Origin of the sequence: Blastococcus sp. HT6-4, from assembly GCF_039679125.1 — a bacterium.
GTDB classification, from domain to species: domain Bacteria; phylum Actinomycetota; class Actinomycetes; order Mycobacteriales; family Geodermatophilaceae; genus Blastococcus; species Blastococcus montanus.
Genome location: NZ_CP155551.1, coordinates 3,506,659 through 3,523,696, shown reverse-complemented (window position 1 = coordinate 3,523,696; position 17,038 = coordinate 3,506,659). Strand labels below are relative to the sequence as shown.

Genomic DNA, 17,038 nt, shown 5'->3' with positions numbered 1-17,038 from the left:
ATCGCGGTGCTCTGGTTCTGGTGGTGGCTGCTCTTCGTCTTCCTGCTCCTGCTGCTGCCCCTCGGCTACGGCTGGGGCTACCGCGACTGGGGCCCGCCCTACCCCTCGTACTACGGGAGCCGCCGGACCGTGGCGGCGGACCCGGCGGCCGACCCGGCGGCCGACCCGGCCGTGGACCCGGCGGTCGATCCGGTCGTCGATCCGGCGGCCGACCCGGCGCTCGACCCGGTGGCGGCCGAAGAGGCGCGGGGCTGGGGGGTGCTGGCCGACGTCCTCTGGGTGGTGGCCGTCGTGGCGCTCGTCTGGCTGCTGATCGGGTTGCTGGTGTGACGGCGCTGCCGGACGTCCCGGTGGAGGGCCTCGACGTCGCCGTCTACCGGTTGCCGACCGACCGCCCCGAGGCCGACGGCACGCTGCAGTGGGACGCGACGACGGCGATCGTGGTGCGGGCCCGCGCGGGGGACCGGACCGGGACCGGCTGGACCTACGCCGACCCGATGACCGCGGCCGCCGTCCGGGGGCTGCTCACCGGCGTGGTGGAGGGCCGGTCGGCGCTGCACCCGCAGGACGCCACGCACGCCATGGCGCGGGCCGCCCGCAACGCCGGGGTGCGCGGCGTCGTCGCCATGGCGATCTCCGCGGTCGACGTCGCGCTGTGGGACCTGAAGGCGCGGCTGCTCGACGTGCCGCTGGCGGTCCTGCTCGGGGCGGTGCGGCAGGACTCGGCCGTCTACGCCAGCGGCGGGTTCACCAGCTACGACGACGCCGCCACCCGGGAGCAGCTGGCGGGGTGGCTGGACCGCGGCTTCGACCAGGTGAAGATCAAGATCGGGGAGTCCTGGGGCGGCGCCGTGGCCCGCGACCTGGCGCGCACCCGGCTGGCCCGGGAGGTCGTCGGGGACGAGGTGGCGCTGCTGGTCGACGCCAACGGCGGGTACACCGCGAAGCAGGCGGTCCGGGTGGGCCGGCAGCTCGACGACCTCGGCATCGTGTGGTTCGAGGAGCCGGTCTCCTCCGACGACCTCGCCGGACTGCGGCTCGTGCGCCGGAGCCTGGACTGCGACGTGACCGCGGGGGAGTACGGCGCCCGGATCGAGGACTTCGCCGCGCTCTGCGGCACCGGGGCCGTGGACTGCCTGCAGATCGACGCCAGCCGCTGCGGCGGGGTGACGGAGTGGCTGCGCGCGGCCGCGGTCGCCGCCGGTCACGGGCTGGAGGTCTCCGCGCACTGCGTGCCCGCCCTGCACGCCCACCTGGGCCTCGCCACGCCGAACCTGCGCCACCTCGAGTGGTTCCACGACCACGAGCGCTTCGAGACCCGGCTCTTCGACGGTGCGCCCGAGCCGCACCGGGGGCGGGTCCGCCCCGATCCGACCGCTCCGGGGCTCGGTCTCACGCTGCGCGAGGCCGACGTCGAGGCGCTCCGGGTCGGCTGACCGGATCAGGCCGGGAGCTGCCGGGACCGCCGCCGGGCGTACCAGTACATGCCGGCGGCGAGCACCGGCGGAGCCGCCAGGAAGGCGACCCGGAGGATGCGGATGACGTCGGCGACGGGCATCCCGGCGATCTCGGCGATCACGTCGCTGGCCGCGCCGAGCGAGATCACCACCGTGAGGGTCACCAGCAGCGTCACGAAGGCGACCCGGGCCGGAGCGCGGAACGGGTGCTCGCTGAGGTCCAGGTCCGCCGCCGAGCGCCGCCGGAACAGGCGCTCGAGCAGCGGGTAGAGGAGGGCCGCCGCCCCGAGGACCACGGGCAGCAGGACCCCGCCGAGCAGCGGGTTGGTGATCGTCGCGCCGAGGACGGTGAAGTCGACGGCGGGGAGCAGCAGGATCGCCCCCTCCATGGGGAACAGGTACCAGTCGGGGTACATGTCGTTGCCCGCGACGCCGGGCAGGAACGGGCCGATGTGCGTGACGTCGCCGAAGGGCACCAGGGTGCCGGCGAGCACCACGAGCGCGCAGACGAGCCCCGCCAGCAGCCCCGCGCGCGACCGCAGCCCCGCACCGCTCGGCACGGCCACCAGCAGCCGGCCGTCGTCCCCCCTGCGCCGGGGGACCACGGTGTGCCGGTGCCGGACCACCAGCCACAGGTGGGCGGCCAGGCCGAGGACGAAGGCCACCGGCAGGAGCAGGACGTGCAGCCAGAACAACCGGGCGACGACGTCGTCGACGTCGGGCCCGGCGAACAACAGGTCGGCGAGCTCCGCGCCCACGTAGGGGATGCTCGCCGCGATCGTGTAGCCGATCCGGACGCTGCTGCCGGTGACGATGTCGTAGACGAGGTTCTGACCGGTCCAGCCGAGGGCCAGGGCCAGGGCCAGCAGCACGAGCCCGAGCAGGTAGTTCGTGAACCGGCGCCCCCGGAACGCGCCGGCCAGCAGCACGCGCAGCACGTGCAGCAGCAGCGCGGCCACGAACAGGTAGCTGGCCGCCCGGTGGACCCGGCGCAGCAGCAGCCCCCCGGGCACGTCGTGGCTGATCGTGACCACCGACGAGAAGGCGGCGGGGAGCTCGCGGCCGGCGTAGAGGGCCGCGGACCCGTCGTACTCCACGAGCTCCGTGGACGGCTGGTAGAAGAAGGTGAGCACCAGGCCGGTCAGGAGCAGCACCACGAAGCAGACCACCGCGACCGGTCCGAGCAGGAACGACCAGTGCGTCGGGACGAAGGTCTCGCGCAGCCACCGCGGCCGGGTGGGGCTCTGCTGCACGCTCATCCGCGCACCGGTCCGACCGGCGTCGGGAACCCGCCCGTCGCCACGAGGAAGCCGTCCCGGTCCACGCCCAGCGGCAGCTGGGGGAGCGGGCGCGACGCCGGACCGAACGTGGGCACCGCTCCCCGTGCCGCGTCGAAGGTGGCCTGGTGGCACGGGCAGAACAGCGAGTCGGTGTCCTCCTGGTAGAGGCCGACGGGGCAGCCGGCGTGCGTGCAGATCTTGGAGTAGGCCACGATGCGCTCGCCGACCACCCAGTCGAGCACCGTGGGCGGCTCCGCCTCCTGGGTCGCCAGGCGGATCAGCACGACGGCCGACAGGTCGGCGCGCACCGCGTCCTCGGGCCACACGGTGCCGAAGCCGCCCACCGGCACGTCCGCGGCACGGATCCGCTGCCCCTCCGCGGTCACCAGGTGGACACCGCGCCGCCAGGGCGTCTCCGGTCCGCGGTCGCGGCCGAGCCAGGCGAGCAGTCCGACGCCGGTCAGGGCGCCGATGCCCAGCCCGCCGAGGCCGCCGAGGACCCACCGCCGGCGCACCGGGGTCCGGACGGCCGCCCCCGCCGCGGCCACCACCGGGGCCGTCCCGGGACGGCGTTCGTCCGGCCAGGTCAGTTCCTGCGCGGCGGGTCCGGGAAACCGGCCGGCGAGGAACGCCGCGCCCAGCAGGGCGCCGGTCAGCGCCAGGCCCAGCGCCCCGGTCGGCCAGCCCAGGACGAGCCCCACGACGAAGGCCGCGAGCAGGACGGCGGTGACGAGAGCCACGCCGATCGGCACCGGCCGGCGCAGCCGGTCCCGGGTGGTGGTGGGCGGAGCATCGGTTCCCGTCACTGCCGCGTGTCCTCCGTCTCCTCCGTCTCCCCCGCCTGCGCCTCCTCGGGGCCCACGGCCGGTCGCCGGCCGTTGCGGGCGACGACCAGCAGCGCGCCGACCATGGCCAGGGCCAGGAGCCCGGTGAAGGCGCCGCCGTAGACCCGGCCGATGTCGGACAGGCCCAGCGGCGTGGTCTCGGCGTCCGACAACTCCTGCACGTAGGCGGCGATGTCGGCGGCGTCCTGCTCGCTGAGCACCTCGTCGCCGAAGCGCGGCATCTCGAACGGGCCGACCCGCAGCGCCTCCACGATCCCGGTGGCGTCGACGTCGGTGACCTCCGGGGCGATCGTCCCGTCGGCCGAGATGCCCCCGTTGCCCGCGGCGCTGTGGCAGGGCGCGCAGTTGGTGAGCCAGAGGGGCTGCCCGCGCCCTGGGTCGCCGGCCGCCACCTCCGGGATCCCGCCCTCCAGCTCGAACGCGTCGGTCATCCAGTCGACCACCGCGACCCGCTGGGCGTCGGTGAGCTCCTCCTCCACGGCGCCGACCGGCCGGTGCACGATCGGCATCCGGGCGGTCCGGATGACCAGGTCGACGTAGGCGACGGGCAGCCCGCGCAGATCGGGTCCGGCTTCGACGCCGGTCCCCGGGATGCCGCTGCCGTCGTTGTTGTGGCACACCCCGCAGAAGCGCTGGTAGGCCGCCGCACCGGCCGTGACGCTCTCCGCCGGCTGCTCGGGCGCGGGCGCGGCCTCGACCGGGGCGGTCACCAGGGTGAGCCCCGCGCAAGCCAGGACCAGGGCCGACACCAGCACCCACCGCGACAGCCGGGAGCGTGCGCGGGCGGCGGTCGGGGTGGCCGGCGACGGTGTCGGGCGGCGGGCGCTCACGGGGACTCCAGCGAGTACAGGTAGGCGACGATGGCGTCGACGTCCTCGTCGGTGACGCCGACGTCGGGCATGAGGCTGCCGGGGTTGATCTCCTGCGGGTCCTGGATCCAGGACCGGAGGTTCTCCGGTGTGTTCGGCAGGGTGCCGGCGACGGTCCGCCGTTCCGCGATCGAGCCCAGCGGGGGGCCCACCTGCCCCTGCGGGCCCGGGACACCGGGCACCTGGTGGCAGGCCACGCAGCCGTACTCGCGCAGCAGCACGCGGCCGGCCTCCACCGACCCGTCCGGGTCGCCGGTCGGGCTGACCGTGCACGCGCTCAGCGCGGCGATGGCCGCCACGATCGCCCCCAGCCGCGCGCCGGGCACCCGGTGGCCGCTCACCAACACGGTCCGTACGCCAGCACGGGGAAGGCCGCGAGCGCGATCATGCCGATCGACAGCAGGTTCATGGCGAGGCCGGTGAGGGCGAGGAGGCGGTTGCGGGCCGGGCTCGGCACGGGGTCCCACGCACCGGCCGGGGGCGCGCCCTCGGGATCGCGCCGGCGCCGCCACGGCAGCGACGGTGGTGGGGGCGGCGGCACCGCGGCGGACTCCGCGTACTCCGGCAGCCGCCGCAGCGCCCACCACGAGGCGTAGGTCGCGGCGGCGGCGACCACGGTCAGGAGGACGGTGATCACCATGAGGAACACCGGCAGGGCGGGGCTGTCGGTCGGGCAGGCGAGCTCGATGGTCCAGTAGCCGACGAGCAGGTGCAGGATCCACGCGGCGGTGCCCCCGCCCACCCCGAACCAGAAGACCAGCGGGTGGATGCCGGGGCGCTTGGTCTCCGGGCTGGCCGCGGTCACCAGAGCCTCGGGGTGAGGTAGAGCGTGGCTGCGATGACCAGCCAGGAGCCGACGACGAAGTACCAGTAGTGGGCGGCGGTGACGGTCATCTCCTGCTCGCGCGGGGTGAGCCGTCCGGTCCGGACCCGGAGCACCACGACGCCGATGCCGACCAGGGCGAGCGCCGCGTTGATGTGGTGGAAACCGGCCAGGGCGAGCCACAGCGAGCCGTAGACGTCACGTGCCGGGTCGATGTCGTTGGCCCCGTAGTCGGCGAACTGGAGGAGGAGGAAGGCGCCGCCGAGCAGCAGCGTGGCGGCCAGCGCGGCCGGCAACCGCCCGCCGGCCGTGCCGGCGCGGGCCGCCAGGTGCGCGGCGGCCACGGGCACGACGCTGAGCACGAGCAGCCCCGAGGCGATCGAGGTCAGCCCCAGGGCCGGCTCCTCGGAGGACGGCGGCGGCCAGCTGTCGAACCCGGCCAGCAGGTAGAAGTACGCGAACAGCAGGGCCGCGAGCATGGAGATGAGCACGAAGAGGGTCATGAGCATCCCCCACCAGCCGGTGCCCCGGGCGATGTAGGGAGCCGGCCGGGGTGCGGTGTCCCCGGCCGCGCCGCTGGACCTCATGGCTCATCCTGCCTGTCCCAGATCCACACCACGCCGATGACGAGCGCGACCAGGACCCCGATGAGGGCGAGTGGGTAGACCGACACCATGGTGCCGATCAGCGCCACGGTCAGGGAGAGGGCCATCACCAGCGGCCACCAGGACTGCTTCGGGAGGGTCACCAGCTCCTCCGGTTCGGCGTCCATGACGCTGGTGAGCACCACCTGCCGGACCTCCGCCGGAGGCTCCACGAGCGGCTCCTGCCAGGTGGCCGGGTCGTACTTCGGCCGGAACGGTCGGGTGTCCCACAGGGGGGACCGGCTGGCGACCTCCGGGATGGCGCGGAAGTTGTAGGCGGCTGGTGGCGAGCTCAGGTGCCACTCCAGCGTCTCGGCGCCCCACGGGTCGGGCCCGGCCCGCTCGCCGTTCCGGACGGCCCAGAGCAGGTTGCCGAGCGTGACCAGCAGGCCGACGGTCAGCACGATGGTGCCCCAGGTCGCGATCGCCTGGGTCACCTCCCACCCGGTGTTCTCGGCGTAGGTGTAGACCCGCCGCGGCATGCCCTGCAGTCCGGTGATGTGCAGGGGGAAGAAGGTGACGTTGAACCCGATGAAGGTGAGCCAGAACGAGATCGTGCCGGCGCGTTCGTCGAGCAGCCGGCCGGTCATCTTGGGCACCCAGAAGTAGAGGGCGGCCAGCACCGGGAAGAGCATCCCGCCGATCAGCACGTAGTGGAAGTGGGCGACCACGAAGTAGCTGTCGTGGGCCTGCTGGTCGAACGGCACGGAGGCGACCATCACCCCCGTCACCCCGCCGAGCACGAAGATCACGATGAAGCCGACGACGTACATCAGCGGGGTCTTCCAGACCGCCCGTCCCTGCCACAGCGTGGCGATGAAGGCGGAGATCTGGATGGCGCTCGGGATGGGGATGAACAGGCTGGCGAGGGAGAAGAAGGCCAGCCCGAGCTGCGGGATCCCGGTCACGAACATGTGGTGCACCCACACGCCGAAGGACAGGATGCCGATGGCCACGGTGGAGACGGCGATCAGGCTGTAGCCCACGATCCTGCTGCGGGCGAAGACGGGCACGATCGTGGCGACGATCCCCAGCCCGGGCAGCAGGACGATGTAGACCTCGGGATGCCCGAAGAACCAGAACAGGTGCTGCCAGAGCAGCGAGTCGCCCCCCGCCGCGGGGTCGTAGAAGTGGGTGCCGACCTTGCGGTCCAGCTCGAGCAGGACGCTGGCGACCACCAGCGGGGGGAAGGCGAAGATGACCGCCAGGCCGGTGACGAGCACGTTCCACGCCAGCAGCGGCATCTGGCTGATCTTCATGCCCGGCGCCCGGTACCGGAGGATGAGCACGACCAGCTCGATCGCCCCGCCGATGGTGGCGATCTCCACGAACGTGACGCCCAGCAGCCAGAAGTCGATCGGCGGACCGGGGGAGTACTCCGGCCCGGTCAGCGGCGTGTAGGCGAACCAGCCGCCGTCGGGGACGGCGTCGAACAGGAAGCTGCTGTAGAGGAAGATCCCGCCGAGGACGTAGATGTAGTAACCGAACGCGGTGAGCCGGGGGAACGGGAGGTCCCGGGTGCCCAGCATCAGCGGCAGGAAGTACATCGCGAACGCCTCGCCCACCGGCACGGCGAAGAGGAACATCATCGTCGTGCCGTGCATGGTGAACAGGGCGTTGTAGGTCTCGGCGTCGAGGAAGGTGCTCTCCGCGCTGCCCAGCTGCCAGCGCATGAAGATCGACTGGATGCCGCCGAGCGCGAAGAACACGAACGCCGTGATCAGGAAGCGCTGCCCGATCTGCTTGTGGTTCAACGCGGTGAGCGAGCCGGCGACGCCCGGCGGGGTGGCCCACGCGTCGGCCAGCCGGTCCTGGGTGGGCGGGGTCTCCCGGAGCGCGGTCACTCGAGGCTCTCCAGATAGGCCAGCATGGCCTGGAGGTCGTCACCCTCGAGGTTGTTCGGCGGCATGCGCACACCCGGCTTGAGGCCCTGCGGGTCCAGGATCCAGCCGGCCAGGTTGCCGCGGGTGTTCTCCAGCATCCCGGCCGCGATCGTCTCGCGGGTGGCCAGGTGCGTGAGGTCGGGCGCGAAGCCGGCGCCCTCGCTGACGTCCTCGATCCGGTGGCAGGAACCGCACCCCTCCGCCAGGTACACCGCGCGGCCGGCCTCCTCCAGGTCGCTGTCCGGTTCCGCGCTCCCGGCCTGCAGCGCGAGCATGTGCTCCTCGAACTCCTCCTCCGGCTGGGCGACGAGGACGAACTGCATGCGGGCGTGCTGGATGCCGCAGAACTCGGCGCACTCGCCCAGGTAGGTCCCGGGCTCGTCGACCTGGAAGTCCATGAGGTTGACCTGGTCGGGCAGCAGGTCGGTCTTCCCGGCGACCGGCGGGACCCAGAAGCTGTGGATGACGTCCGCCGACGTCAGCTCCAGCCGGACCGGGCGGCCCACCGGGACGTGCACCTCGTTCGCCGTCACGATGTCGGCCTCGGGGTAGCGCACCTCCCACCAGAACTGGTGCCCGATCACCTCGACGGTGAGCGCCTCCGGCGGTGCCGGGCGGGAGATGTCGACCCCGACCACGAGGCTGTAGGCGAACACGACGGGCAGCACGACGATCGGGACGACCACCCCCCACACCGCGATGAAGGCCTTCGCGCCCCGGTCGGAGGCCCGCGGTTCGCGGTGCGCGCGGTGCCGCAGCGCCAGCACCAGGAAGACCACGGTGGCGAGCCACAGCAGGCCGCCCAGGACGATCATGAACCAGGTGAGGCCGGCGATCTGCGCCGCCTCGGGCCCCACCGGATCGAGCACCGAACCCGGCTCCGGCGCTGCCACCGGAGTGAGGTCGGCAGGCACGATCGCGAACCTCCGTGGCGGGTGACGGGCGCGCCCTGCCGGGCGGTCCCTCTGCGGTCCCGTCCGACCCTAATGGCTCGGCCCGGCCGCACAACCGGACGGTGCGGGCCCGGGCGCGCAGCGCGATGGCACGATCCTGGGCACGATGACCCAGTCCAGGACCGGCGGCTCCGGCGCGGTGGACGTGCCCGTGCTGACCCTGCACGAGGTGGCCCGCCGCTACGGGCGCCGGACCGCGCTCGCGCCGCTCACCCTGCGGCTGGCGGCCGGGACGGTCTGCGTCGTCGGCGGCGGCAACGGCGCCGGCAAGACCACGCTGCTCCGGATCGCGGCCGGCCTGATGGAGCCGACGTCGGGCTCCCGGTCGGTGACCGGGCAGGCGCTGTACCTGCGACCCGGCGCGGCCGCCCGCCGCCGGCAGCGCGCGCTGGACGCCGTGGCGTTCGCCGGGGCCCTGGCCGGCCGGGAACGTCCGGCCGCCGGCGCCGCGGCCGCCCTGACCGCCTGCGGCCTGCCCGAGGAGCTGTGGGACCGCGAGGCGGGGCGGCTCTCGGCGGGCCAGCGCGCGCGGGTGACCCTCGCCGTCGCCCGGATCGTGGCTCCGGCGGTCGTGTGCCTGGACGAGCCGCTGGAGCACCTCGACGCGGCCGGCCGGGACGCCGTGCGCCGGACGGTCGAGGCCCTGGCCGGCAGCGGCTCCGCGGTGCTCGTCGCCGGCTCGGACGTCGCCGGGAGCCTCGGCCCGGTCGACGCCTGCCTGGAGCTGGTCGCGGGCGCCGCGACGGTGCTGGGGTGAGCGACCGCCGCCGCGGTGCGTCGGCCGGCGCCCTGCGCACGATGGGGGTGCTCGTCCGGCGGGACGCCCGGGTCGCGCTGGGCGGCGTCGACGCGCTCGCGTCGGTCCTGCCGTTCGTGGCGGCCGGCGTCGTCCTCGGTGGCCTGGTGTTCGGCCCCGATCCGGCGGCGCTGCGGGCCGCGGCTCCCGGGCTGGTCTGGTTGCTGGTGCTCACCGCCGCGGTGCCGCTGGCCCGGCTGGTCGCGGCGGCCGAGCGGGACGAGGACTCCTGGGACCTGCTGCGCGGCCTCGTCCCGCCGGGAGTGCTGTTCGTGGCCAAGGCGGCCGTCCTGTGGATCGCGCTGGCGGTCACCTGGGTCACCGCGCGGGCGCTCGCCGTCCTGCTGCTCGACGGTCCCGTGACCGTCGCGGGAGCTGCGGCGGCGGTGCTCGGCCTGGTGGGAGTCGCGGCGAGCACGACGGTCTTCGGCGCGCTGCTGGCCGCCTCGGCGCGTGGTGCGGGGCTCCTGGCCGCCCTGGTCCTGCCCGCCGGGCTGCCCGCGCTGCTGGCCGGGACGCAGGCCGACCTGGCCGCGGACCCCCTGCCGTGGCTGGTCCTGCTGGTCGCCTACGACCTGGTCGTCGGAGCCGCCGCCTGGGCCGTCTTCCCCTTCCTTCTCGAGGAGTGAGAGGCTGGTCGTGTCCCCGCTGATCCCGCTGTCCCCGAGCCCTCCCGGTCGGGGACCGGTCGACAGGAGGAGTGCGCGTGCGTAGGACGCCGGTGCGCGGCGACGGTCTCCTGTCCGCCGCCGCGGCGGTGGCCGTCGCGGCCGCCCTGGTCCTGGCGCTGGTCGTCGCCCCCCAGGACGGGGTGCAGGGCGTCGCGCAGCGGTTGATGTACGTGCACGTGCCCGCCGCCTGGGTCGCCTATCTGGCGTTCGCCACGGTCCTGGTCTCCAGCGTGCTGTACCTGGTGCGCCGGGAACTGCGCTGGGACCGGTACGCGCAGGCGGCCGCCGAGCTGGGCGTCGGGCTCACGGCGCTGGCGATCGCGCTCGGCATGCTGTGGGGCCGGCCGGTCTGGGGCGTCTGGTGGACCTGGGACGCCCGGCTGGTCACCACGGCCGTCCTCCTGCTGGTCTACGTGGCCTACCTCGGCGTCCGGCGGACGGCCGACGATCCGCACGTCGCCGCCCGCCGGTCGGCGGCGGTCGGCATCGTGGCGTTCCTCAACGTGCCCGTCGTGCACTTCTCCGTCGTCTGGTGGCGCACCCTGCACCAGCCGCCCACCGTGCTCGGCCCCGAGGGCAGCCCGCCGATCCACCCGACCATGGCCTGGGCCCTGGCGACGGGCGTCGTGGCGTTCACGCTGCTCGCCGTCCTGGTCGTCCGCCGCCGGGTCGCCCGGCTGGGGGCGGAGGCTGCCGACCCGGCGGCCGTCCCCCCCGGCCGGGAGGCGCCGCCGGTCGTCACCGTCGTCCCGCGGGCCGGCCGGTGAGCGGGCAGCTGGCGGTGGTCCTCGGCTACCTGCTCACCGTGCTGGTGTGGGCGGGGTACCTGTGGGCCACCCGGCCCGGGCGGGGCGGCCGGTGAATCCGCCGACGGCACGGCGGCGCGCCCTGTCGCTGCGGCTCCTGGTGGTGGTCGGGGCGGTCGCGGCAGCCCTCGCCCTGCTCGGGGTGAGCGGGCTGGCCGACACGCTCGTCTACTACCGCACGCCGGCGGAGGTCCTCGCCGAGGTGCCGGCGGAGGACGAGCGGCTGCGCCTGGGCGGTCTGGTGCAGGCCGGATCGCTGGAGCGCGTCGGCCCGGAGGCCCGGTTCACCGTGACCGACGGCGTCGCGAGCGTGCCCGTCGTCTACCTCGGGGCGTTGCCGGCGGTCTTCGCCGAGGGCCAGGGCGCCGTCGTCGAGGGCCGGCTGGGCTCCGACGGCGTCTTCGTCGGCGACCTCGTGCTGGTCAAGCACTCCAACGAGTACCAGCCGATCGGGGAGGCGGGGTGACGGCGCTGCTCGGGACCGCCGCGCTCGCCTCCGGGCTCGTCCTCGCGCTCACGTCCCTCGCCGCCTGGGTGGGCGTCGCGACCGGCCGCGCGACGGCAGGTTCGGCGCGGCGGCTCACCTACGCCGTGCTCGGCGCGGCCGTGGCCGCCGCCGTAGTGCTGGAGTGGGCGCTGCTGACCCACGACTTCAGCGTGCGCTACGTGGCGGAGAACGGCGGCCGTGCCGTGCCGCTGTACTACACGGTGACGAGCCTGTGGTCGGCCCTCGAGGGGTCGCTGCTCCTGTGGCTGGTCGTGCTCAGCGGCTACGCCGCCGCCGTCGCCCGCCGCCCGGACCCCCGGGCCGCCCGGCACCACCCGTGGGTGCTCGTGACGCTGTCGGTCGTCGCCGCCTTCTTCTTCGCGCTGGCGCTTTTCGGTGGCAACGCGTTCGAGCTGGTCTCCCCGGCCCCCGCCGACGGCCCCGGCCCCAACCCGCTGCTGCAGGACAACCCGCTCATGGGGGCGCACCCCCCGCTGCTGTACCTGGGCTACGTCGGTCTCGCGGTGCCGTTCGCCTACGCCGTCGCCGCACTGGTCACCGGGGACACCGGGCGCGGGTGGCTGCTGGCCGTCCGTCGCTGGACGCTCGTGGCCTGGACGTTCCTGACCGTGGGCATCGTGCTCGGCGCCTGGTGGTCCTACGCCGTCCTGGGGTGGGGCGGGTACTGGGCCTGGGACCCGGTGGAGAACGCCTCCCTGCTGCCGTGGCTGACGGCCACGGCCCTGCTGCACTCGGCCATGGTGCAGGAGCGGCGGGCGACCCTGCGGGTGTGGAACGTCTGCCTGGCGGTCGCCTCCTTCGTGCTCGTGCTGGTCGGGACCTTCCTCACCCGCAGCGGCATCGTCGACAGCGTCCACGCCTTCAGCCGGTCGTCGCTGGGGGCGCTCCTCCTGGGATTCGTCGCCGTCGTCCTCACGACCGTCGCGGCGCTGCTGGTGTGGCGCGCCGACCGGCTCGGGCCCGACGGGACCCTGCACGCCCGGCTGTCGAGGGAGACGGTGTTCCTCGGCAACAACGTGCTGCTGGTCGGGCTGGCCTTCACCGTCCTGCTGGGCACGCTGTTCCCCGTGTTCGCCCAGCTCGCCGACGGCAGCCAGGTGTCGGTGGGCCCGCCGTACTTCAACCAGATGGCGGCGCCGGTCGCGCTCGTCGTGCTGCTGCTCATGGCCCTGGGCCCGCTGGTGTCCTGGGGCAGCGACTCGGTGCCGGCGCTCGCCCGCCGGGTCGCGACGCCGGCCGCCGTCGCGGTCGCGCTGGTGGCGCTGCTCGTGGCCCTCGGCGTGCACGGGGCCGCGGCGCTGACCGCGTTCGGCCTGGCCGCCCTCGTCCTCGCCACCTCGCTGCAGCTGGTCGGCCAGGGCGCCCGGGTCGTCCGCCGGGCCACCGGCCGGTCGTGGCCGGGCGCTCTGCTGGAGGCCGGCCGGCGCCGGCGTCGGCTCTACGGCGGGCTGGTCGTGCACGTCGGGGTGGCGCTGGCCGCGGTCGCCGTCGCGGCGTCCTCCTCCTTCGCGACGGCGACGGAGCAGCGCGTCGCGGTCGGGGAACGGGTGGCCGCGGCGGGCTGGACGGCGCAGCTGGAATCGGTCGAGCGCGAGCGGACGGCGCAGGAGATGCGGGTGGTCGCGCAGCTGACGCTCGAGGAGGCCGGGCGGGAGCGCGGCACGGCCGCCCCGGAGCTGCGGACCTTCCCGGCGCACTCGATCACGGTCGCCTCACCGGCCGTCCGCTCCACGCTCGCGGGCGACGTCTACCTGACCGTCACCGAGGTCGACCCGGACGGCGGATGGGCGCTGATCCGGATCGCGGTGAACCCGATGGTGTCCTGGCTGTGGATCGCCGGCGGCGTCATGGCGCTCGGCGCCGCAGTGGCGGGCTGGCCCGCCCGCCGGGCCCGGCGGGAGCCGGACGTGGCGGAGGAGCCGGTACCGGCTCTCGCGCCGGGGGAGCCGTGAGCAGCCGGCGGCGGTGGCTGCTCCTGGTCCCGGCGCTGCTCGTCGGTCTGGCGCTGACCGTGCCGCTGGCCCTGGCGCTGGACCGCCCCCGGCAGGCGGCGTCGAGCGGGATCCTGGACGGCCCGGCCCCGGCCCTGTCCGGCCCCACCCTCGACGGGGGCCACGTCGACCTCGCGGACCTGCGCGGCTCGGTCGTGCTGGTCAACGTCTGGGCCTCCTGGTGCGCCCCCTGCCGGGAGGAGATGCCGCTGCTGGTGGAGACGGCGCGGCAGTGGGGGCCGCAGGGGCTGCGGATCATCGGCATCGACGTGAACGACGAGGACGCGGCCGCCCGCGAGTTCCTCGCCGGGGTCGGCGGCACGCCGTTCCCCAGCATCTCCGACACCGACGGCCGGCTGGCCGTGCAGTGGGGGACGACGGGCGTGCCCGAGACCTTCGTGGTCGATCGGGACGGCACGGTCGTCGCCCGGCGGGTGGGCGCGGTCTCCGCCGCGTGGCTGGCCGAGGAAGTGCTGCCGCGCCTGGAGGCACGGTGAGCGGCCGCGCGCGGGTCCCGGCCGTCGTGCTGGCGGTCCTCGCGCTCGTCGCGGCGCTGTGGTGGCGCCACGAGCCGAGCGGGCGGACCGACCCGGCGGCGACCGCGCGCGAGGTCGCGGCCGGGCTGCGGTGCCCCACCTGTGCCGGCGAGTCGGCGGCGGACTCGGCCGCCCCCGCCGCCCGGGGGATGCGGGCGGTCATCGCCGACCAGGTGGCGGCAGGGGAGAGCCCCGAGGAGATCCGCGACTGGTTCGTGGCGAGGTACGGCGAGTGGATCCTGCTCGACCCGCCCCGGGAAGGCGTGGGCTGGGTGCTCGTCGTCCTGCCGGGGGTGGCGCTGGTGGGTGGCGCGATCGCCGTCGGCGTCCTGGTCTCCCGCCGGCGGCCCGCCGCCGGGCCCGCGCTGACCGACGCCGATCGCACGGCTGCCGAGGCCGCCGTGACCGCGGCCGCCGGCCGGGCGGACCGGTCGACCGGATCGGGTGACGACGAGCGCCTGGAGGCGGCCCTGCAGCTGCTGGCGGACGTCCGCGCCGAGCCGCGGAGGACCGCGCGCTCGCGCGCCACCGAGGACGAGCTGCTGGCCGAGATCCTGCGGCTCACGTCCGCCGGCCCGGACGCGGCGAGCACCCCGCGGGAGGACGACGGCCCGGCCGCGGAGGAGGCGCCGGAACGGGACCGGCGGCTCCGGCTGCCGCGCCCGGCGGTCGTCGTGCCGGTGGTCGCCGCCGCCGCGGTCGGCGTGGTCGCCCTGATCGCCGTGCCCCGCGCGCTGGAGCCGGCCGCCGCCGATCCGGGAACGGCTGCCGCGCCGGCGGACCCGGGCGCCGCGGCGCCCGCCGATCCCGCCGACGAGCTGCTCCGCCAGGCACGCGCGCTGGACGACGCCGGCCGCTTCGCCGACGCGGTGACCGCCTACCGTGCGGTGCTCGAGGAACGACCGGAGGACCGGGCGGTGGTGCTCGCGCTGGCGTTCGCCCTGCTCCGGGACGACCGGCCGGGCGAGGCCGTCCCCCTGGTGGAGACCGTGCTGGCCGCCCACCCCGAGCACCCGGAGGCGCTGCTGATGCTGGGCACCGCCGAGCGCGCCCTCGGGGACGGCGAGGCCGGCGCCACGCTGCGGCGGTTCCTCGACCTGGCGCCCGACCACCCGGCCGCGGACGCGGTCCGCGCCCTGCTGGAGGAGCCGTGACCGGGCGCCGCACCCGCGCGGTCCTCCTGCCGCTCGGCCTCGCGGTGGTCCTCGGCGGGTGCGCGGCCGAGGATCCGGCGACGGCACCGGGGCTCCCGGCCGCCGATCAGCGGGTCGGGCTGACCGAGTGGGAGGTCGTGACCGAGGGACGCCCGCTGGCCCCGGGGGACGTGCGGCTGGTCGTGACCAACGCCGGAGCGGCTCCGCACGATCTGGCCGTCCGCGTCGACGGGGAGGAGCGGGCCGTCACACCGGTGCTCGCTCCCGGGGAGGCGCACGAGCTGAGCTTCGCGGTGGCTGCGGACGAGCGCGTGGAGCTGTGGTGCACGCTGACCGGGCACCACGCCGCGGGCATGCACACGGCCCTCGACGTGGACGCGGGGGAGGTGGGGCGGTGAGCGGCTCCGCGCTGCCGCAGGACACCCTCGCCCACCCGCTCGGCGGGGGCGGGGACTGGTCGTACCCGACGATCGCGCTCCTCGGGCTGGCCGCCCTGGGCTACGGGTGCCTGCTGGCCTGGTCGGCGCCCCGCCGGCGGTCGCCGTGGGCCGCCGCCGGACCGGGGGCGGCCTGGCTGCTCGGCCTGACCGCGCTCGGTGCCGCCCTGGCCTCCCCGCTCGAGCGGCTGGCGGAGGACTCCCTGACCGCGCACATGGTCCAGCACCTGCTGCTGACCATCGTGGCGGCCCCGCTGCTCGTGCTCGCCGACCCGGTGCCGCGCGTGCTCGCCACACTGCCGCCCCGTGCCCGCGAGATCGTCGTCCCGCCGTGGTCGGCGGTGGTGAGGGGAGCCCGGAGCCCCGCCGTCGTGCTCGGCGTGGCCGTCGGCTACCTGGCCGTGGTCCTCGCCTGGCACCTGCCGGGCGCCTACGAGGCGGCGGTGCGCTCCGAGGCGGTGCACGTCACCGAGCACCTCACCTTCCTCGGCGGGGGCGTGGTCTTCTGGTGGTGCGTCCTGCGGATCCCGCGCAGACGCCTCGGCCAGCTGGTGGCCGGGCTGGTTGCCGTGCTGATCCCGGCGTTCGGGGAAGCGGTGCTCGGCGGCGTCATGATGCTCTCGTCCAGCCCCTGGTACGGCGTGTACGTCGAGACGGCGGCCGACCACGGCTTCGACCCGGTGGCCGACCAGCAGGTGGCCGGCGCCGTCCTGTGGGCGGCCGGCACGCCGGTCTACCTCCTGGCCGCCGTCGTGCTGGTCCTGCGCCTGGTCCGGTCCGCCCCCGTGGACGACGAGCCCCCGCCGCCGGTTCCGCCCATGCCCGAGCGGTCGTCGCCCCGGCCGGCGGTGGACGTCGCACCGCGCTGAGCCGCCGGCCGGCTCACCCCGCCGACGGGGGCCGGTCGGTGTCCGTGACGGCGCGGACGTCCTCGCGCAGGCTCGCCAGCGTCTCGTCCGGGACGAGCGTCCCCGTACGTCGCAGTTCCGCCAGCGCCCCGGCGACGAGCGCGCCGGCGCCGCCGGTGAACAGCCCGGTCGCCAGTGCGGCGGACGTCGCGGGGCTGAGCCTGCGGTCCAGGAGGCGCAGGAGGAGGGCCGTCGCGCTGCCGACGGACATCGCGCCGAGGACACCGGCGGCGCCCAGGAGCGCGCCGGCCCGGCCGGCCTGCCGTGCCTTCTCGGCGAGTTCGGCCTGGGCGTGCCGCATCTCGGCCCGGACGAGGTTCGAGAGATCGTCGCTGAGCGACCTGATCAGGTCGCTCGTGGAGGCGTTGGAGATCGGGTCGGTCATGGGGTGCTCCTCGGGCTCGGGCCGGTGGACCGGTTCCGTCCCGTCCCGGCTACCCGGGAACCCGGCGCCGAACCCGGACGACCGCCGGTCGA

General features: G+C 75.4%; 20 protein-coding genes. 11 read left to right on the top strand and 9 right to left on the bottom strand.

What is annotated here, in order from left to right; genetic code table 11:
* Positions 1-6 precede the first annotated feature (6 nt).
* Together ABDB74_RS16785 and ABDB74_RS16780 are read left to right on the top strand one after the other, a co-directional pair.
* Positions 7-330, top strand: a complete 324-nt coding sequence (locus ABDB74_RS16785; protein ID WP_346619902.1) for a hypothetical protein — start codon at positions 7-9, stop codon at positions 328-330.
* Complete coding sequence (locus ABDB74_RS16780) at positions 327-1,436, top strand: enolase C-terminal domain-like protein (protein ID WP_346619901.1); 1,110 nt, start codon at positions 327-329, stop codon at positions 1,434-1,436. Before ABDB74_RS16785 ends, ABDB74_RS16780 begins: the two co-directional genes overlap by 4 nt.
* 5 nt (positions 1,437-1,441) lie before the next feature.
* Here the strand turns inward: ABDB74_RS16780 and ABDB74_RS16775 are convergent, their stop codons facing one another.
* The 8 genes from ABDB74_RS16775 to coxB are packed head-to-tail and all read right to left on the bottom strand — an operon-like array spanning position 1,442 to position 8,715.
* The gene (locus ABDB74_RS16775; RefSeq protein ID WP_346619900.1) at positions 1,442-2,716 is read right to left on the bottom strand and encodes a cytochrome b N-terminal domain-containing protein; all 1,275 of its coding nucleotides are present in this window, start codon (positions 2,714-2,716) and stop codon (positions 1,442-1,444) included.
* Positions 2,713-3,543 carry a Rieske (2Fe-2S) protein gene (locus ABDB74_RS16770; RefSeq protein WP_346619899.1) on the bottom strand — a complete coding sequence of 277 codons (831 nt, stop codon included), beginning with the start codon at positions 3,541-3,543 and terminating at the stop codon, positions 2,713-2,715. Before ABDB74_RS16770 ends, ABDB74_RS16775 begins: the two co-directional genes overlap by 4 nt.
* On the bottom strand, positions 3,540-4,412 hold the full coding sequence (locus tag ABDB74_RS16765; RefSeq protein WP_346619898.1) for a c-type cytochrome: 873 nt from the start codon (positions 4,410-4,412) through the stop codon (positions 3,540-3,542). Before ABDB74_RS16765 ends, ABDB74_RS16770 begins: the two co-directional genes overlap by 4 nt.
* Complete coding sequence (locus ABDB74_RS16760) at positions 4,409-4,792, bottom strand: c-type cytochrome (RefSeq protein WP_346619897.1); 384 nt, start codon at positions 4,790-4,792, stop codon at positions 4,409-4,411. The genes ABDB74_RS16765 and ABDB74_RS16760 overlap by 4 nt, the downstream gene beginning before the upstream one ends.
* A complete protein-coding gene (locus tag ABDB74_RS16755) occupies positions 4,789-5,256 on the bottom strand; it encodes a hypothetical protein (RefSeq protein ID WP_346619896.1) in 468 nt (155 codons plus the stop codon). Before ABDB74_RS16755 ends, ABDB74_RS16760 begins: the two co-directional genes overlap by 4 nt.
* Positions 5,253-5,861 (bottom strand): cytochrome c oxidase subunit 3, encoded by a 609-nt coding sequence (locus ABDB74_RS16750; protein ID WP_346619895.1) that lies wholly within the window; start codon positions 5,859-5,861, stop codon positions 5,253-5,255. Before ABDB74_RS16750 ends, ABDB74_RS16755 begins: the two co-directional genes overlap by 4 nt.
* On the bottom strand, positions 5,858-7,762 hold the full coding sequence (gene ctaD / locus ABDB74_RS16745) for a cytochrome c oxidase subunit I (RefSeq protein ID WP_346619894.1): 1,905 nt from the start codon (positions 7,760-7,762) through the stop codon (positions 5,858-5,860). The genes ABDB74_RS16750 and ctaD overlap by 4 nt, the downstream gene beginning before the upstream one ends.
* Positions 7,759-8,715: a cytochrome c oxidase subunit II gene (gene coxB, locus ABDB74_RS16740; protein WP_346619893.1), complete on the bottom strand. Its 957-nt coding sequence runs from the start codon at positions 8,713-8,715 to the stop codon at positions 7,759-7,761. The genes ctaD and coxB overlap by 4 nt, the downstream gene beginning before the upstream one ends.
* A 145-nt stretch (positions 8,716-8,860) precedes the next feature.
* Between coxB and ABDB74_RS16735 the strand changes: the two genes are divergently transcribed.
* The 9 genes from ABDB74_RS16735 to ABDB74_RS16695 all read left to right on the top strand — a co-directional run bounded on the left by ABDB74_RS16735 (position 8,861) and on the right by ABDB74_RS16695 (position 16,522).
* Complete coding sequence (locus tag ABDB74_RS16735; RefSeq protein ID WP_346619892.1) at positions 8,861-9,511, top strand: ATP-binding cassette domain-containing protein; 651 nt, start codon at positions 8,861-8,863, stop codon at positions 9,509-9,511.
* Positions 9,508-10,179 (top strand): heme exporter protein CcmB, encoded by a 672-nt coding sequence (locus ABDB74_RS16730; RefSeq protein ID WP_346619891.1) that lies wholly within the window; start codon positions 9,508-9,510, stop codon positions 10,177-10,179. Before ABDB74_RS16735 ends, ABDB74_RS16730 begins: the two co-directional genes overlap by 4 nt.
* 77 nt (positions 10,180-10,256) lie before the next feature.
* The gene (gene ccsA, locus ABDB74_RS16725; protein ID WP_346619890.1) at positions 10,257-10,988 is read left to right on the top strand and encodes a cytochrome c biogenesis protein CcsA; all 732 of its coding nucleotides are present in this window, start codon (positions 10,257-10,259) and stop codon (positions 10,986-10,988) included.
* 91 nt (positions 10,989-11,079) lie between these two features.
* The gene (locus tag ABDB74_RS16720; protein WP_346619889.1) at positions 11,080-11,493 is read left to right on the top strand and encodes a cytochrome c maturation protein CcmE; all 414 of its coding nucleotides are present in this window, start codon (positions 11,080-11,082) and stop codon (positions 11,491-11,493) included.
* Positions 11,490-13,487, top strand: a complete 1,998-nt coding sequence (locus tag ABDB74_RS16715) for a cytochrome c-type biogenesis CcmF C-terminal domain-containing protein (protein ID WP_346619888.1) — start codon at positions 11,490-11,492, stop codon at positions 13,485-13,487. The genes ABDB74_RS16720 and ABDB74_RS16715 overlap by 4 nt, the downstream gene beginning before the upstream one ends.
* On the top strand, positions 13,484-14,023 hold the full coding sequence (locus tag ABDB74_RS16710; RefSeq protein ID WP_346619887.1) for a redoxin domain-containing protein: 540 nt from the start codon (positions 13,484-13,486) through the stop codon (positions 14,021-14,023). Before ABDB74_RS16715 ends, ABDB74_RS16710 begins: the two co-directional genes overlap by 4 nt.
* On the top strand, positions 14,020-15,216 hold the full coding sequence (locus tag ABDB74_RS16705) for a cytochrome c-type biogenesis protein CcmH (RefSeq protein ID WP_346619886.1): 1,197 nt from the start codon (positions 14,020-14,022) through the stop codon (positions 15,214-15,216). The genes ABDB74_RS16710 and ABDB74_RS16705 overlap by 4 nt, the downstream gene beginning before the upstream one ends.
* The gene (locus tag ABDB74_RS16700) at positions 15,213-15,614 is read left to right on the top strand and encodes a hypothetical protein (protein WP_346619885.1); all 402 of its coding nucleotides are present in this window, start codon (positions 15,213-15,215) and stop codon (positions 15,612-15,614) included. The genes ABDB74_RS16705 and ABDB74_RS16700 overlap by 4 nt, the downstream gene beginning before the upstream one ends.
* Positions 15,611-16,522, top strand: coding sequence for a cytochrome c oxidase assembly protein (locus ABDB74_RS16695; protein WP_346619884.1), 912 nt, complete (start codon positions 15,611-15,613; stop codon positions 16,520-16,522). The genes ABDB74_RS16700 and ABDB74_RS16695 overlap by 4 nt, the downstream gene beginning before the upstream one ends.
* 13 nt (positions 16,523-16,535) lie before the next feature.
* On the opposite strand, the gene ABDB74_RS16690 is transcribed toward ABDB74_RS16695, so the two are convergent.
* A complete protein-coding gene (locus ABDB74_RS16690) occupies positions 16,536-16,946 on the bottom strand; it encodes a phage holin family protein (RefSeq protein ID WP_346619883.1) in 411 nt (136 codons plus the stop codon).
* Positions 16,947-17,038: the final 92 nt, after the last annotated feature.

Coding starts and splice junctions, on each gene's coding strand:
- ABDB74_RS16775 (WP_346619900.1), bottom strand. CDS start 2,716: ATGAGCGTGCAGCAGAGCCCCACCCGGCCGCGGTGGCTGCGCGAGACC.
- ABDB74_RS16750 (WP_346619895.1), bottom strand. CDS start 5,861: ATGAGGTCCAGCGGCGCGGCCGGGGACACCGCACCCCGGCCGGCTCCC.
- ABDB74_RS16735 (WP_346619892.1), top strand. CDS start 8,861: ATGACCCAGTCCAGGACCGGCGGCTCCGGCGCGGTGGACGTGCCCGTG.
- ABDB74_RS16690 (WP_346619883.1), bottom strand. CDS start 16,946: ATGACCGACCCGATCTCCAACGCCTCCACGAGCGACCTGATCAGGTCG.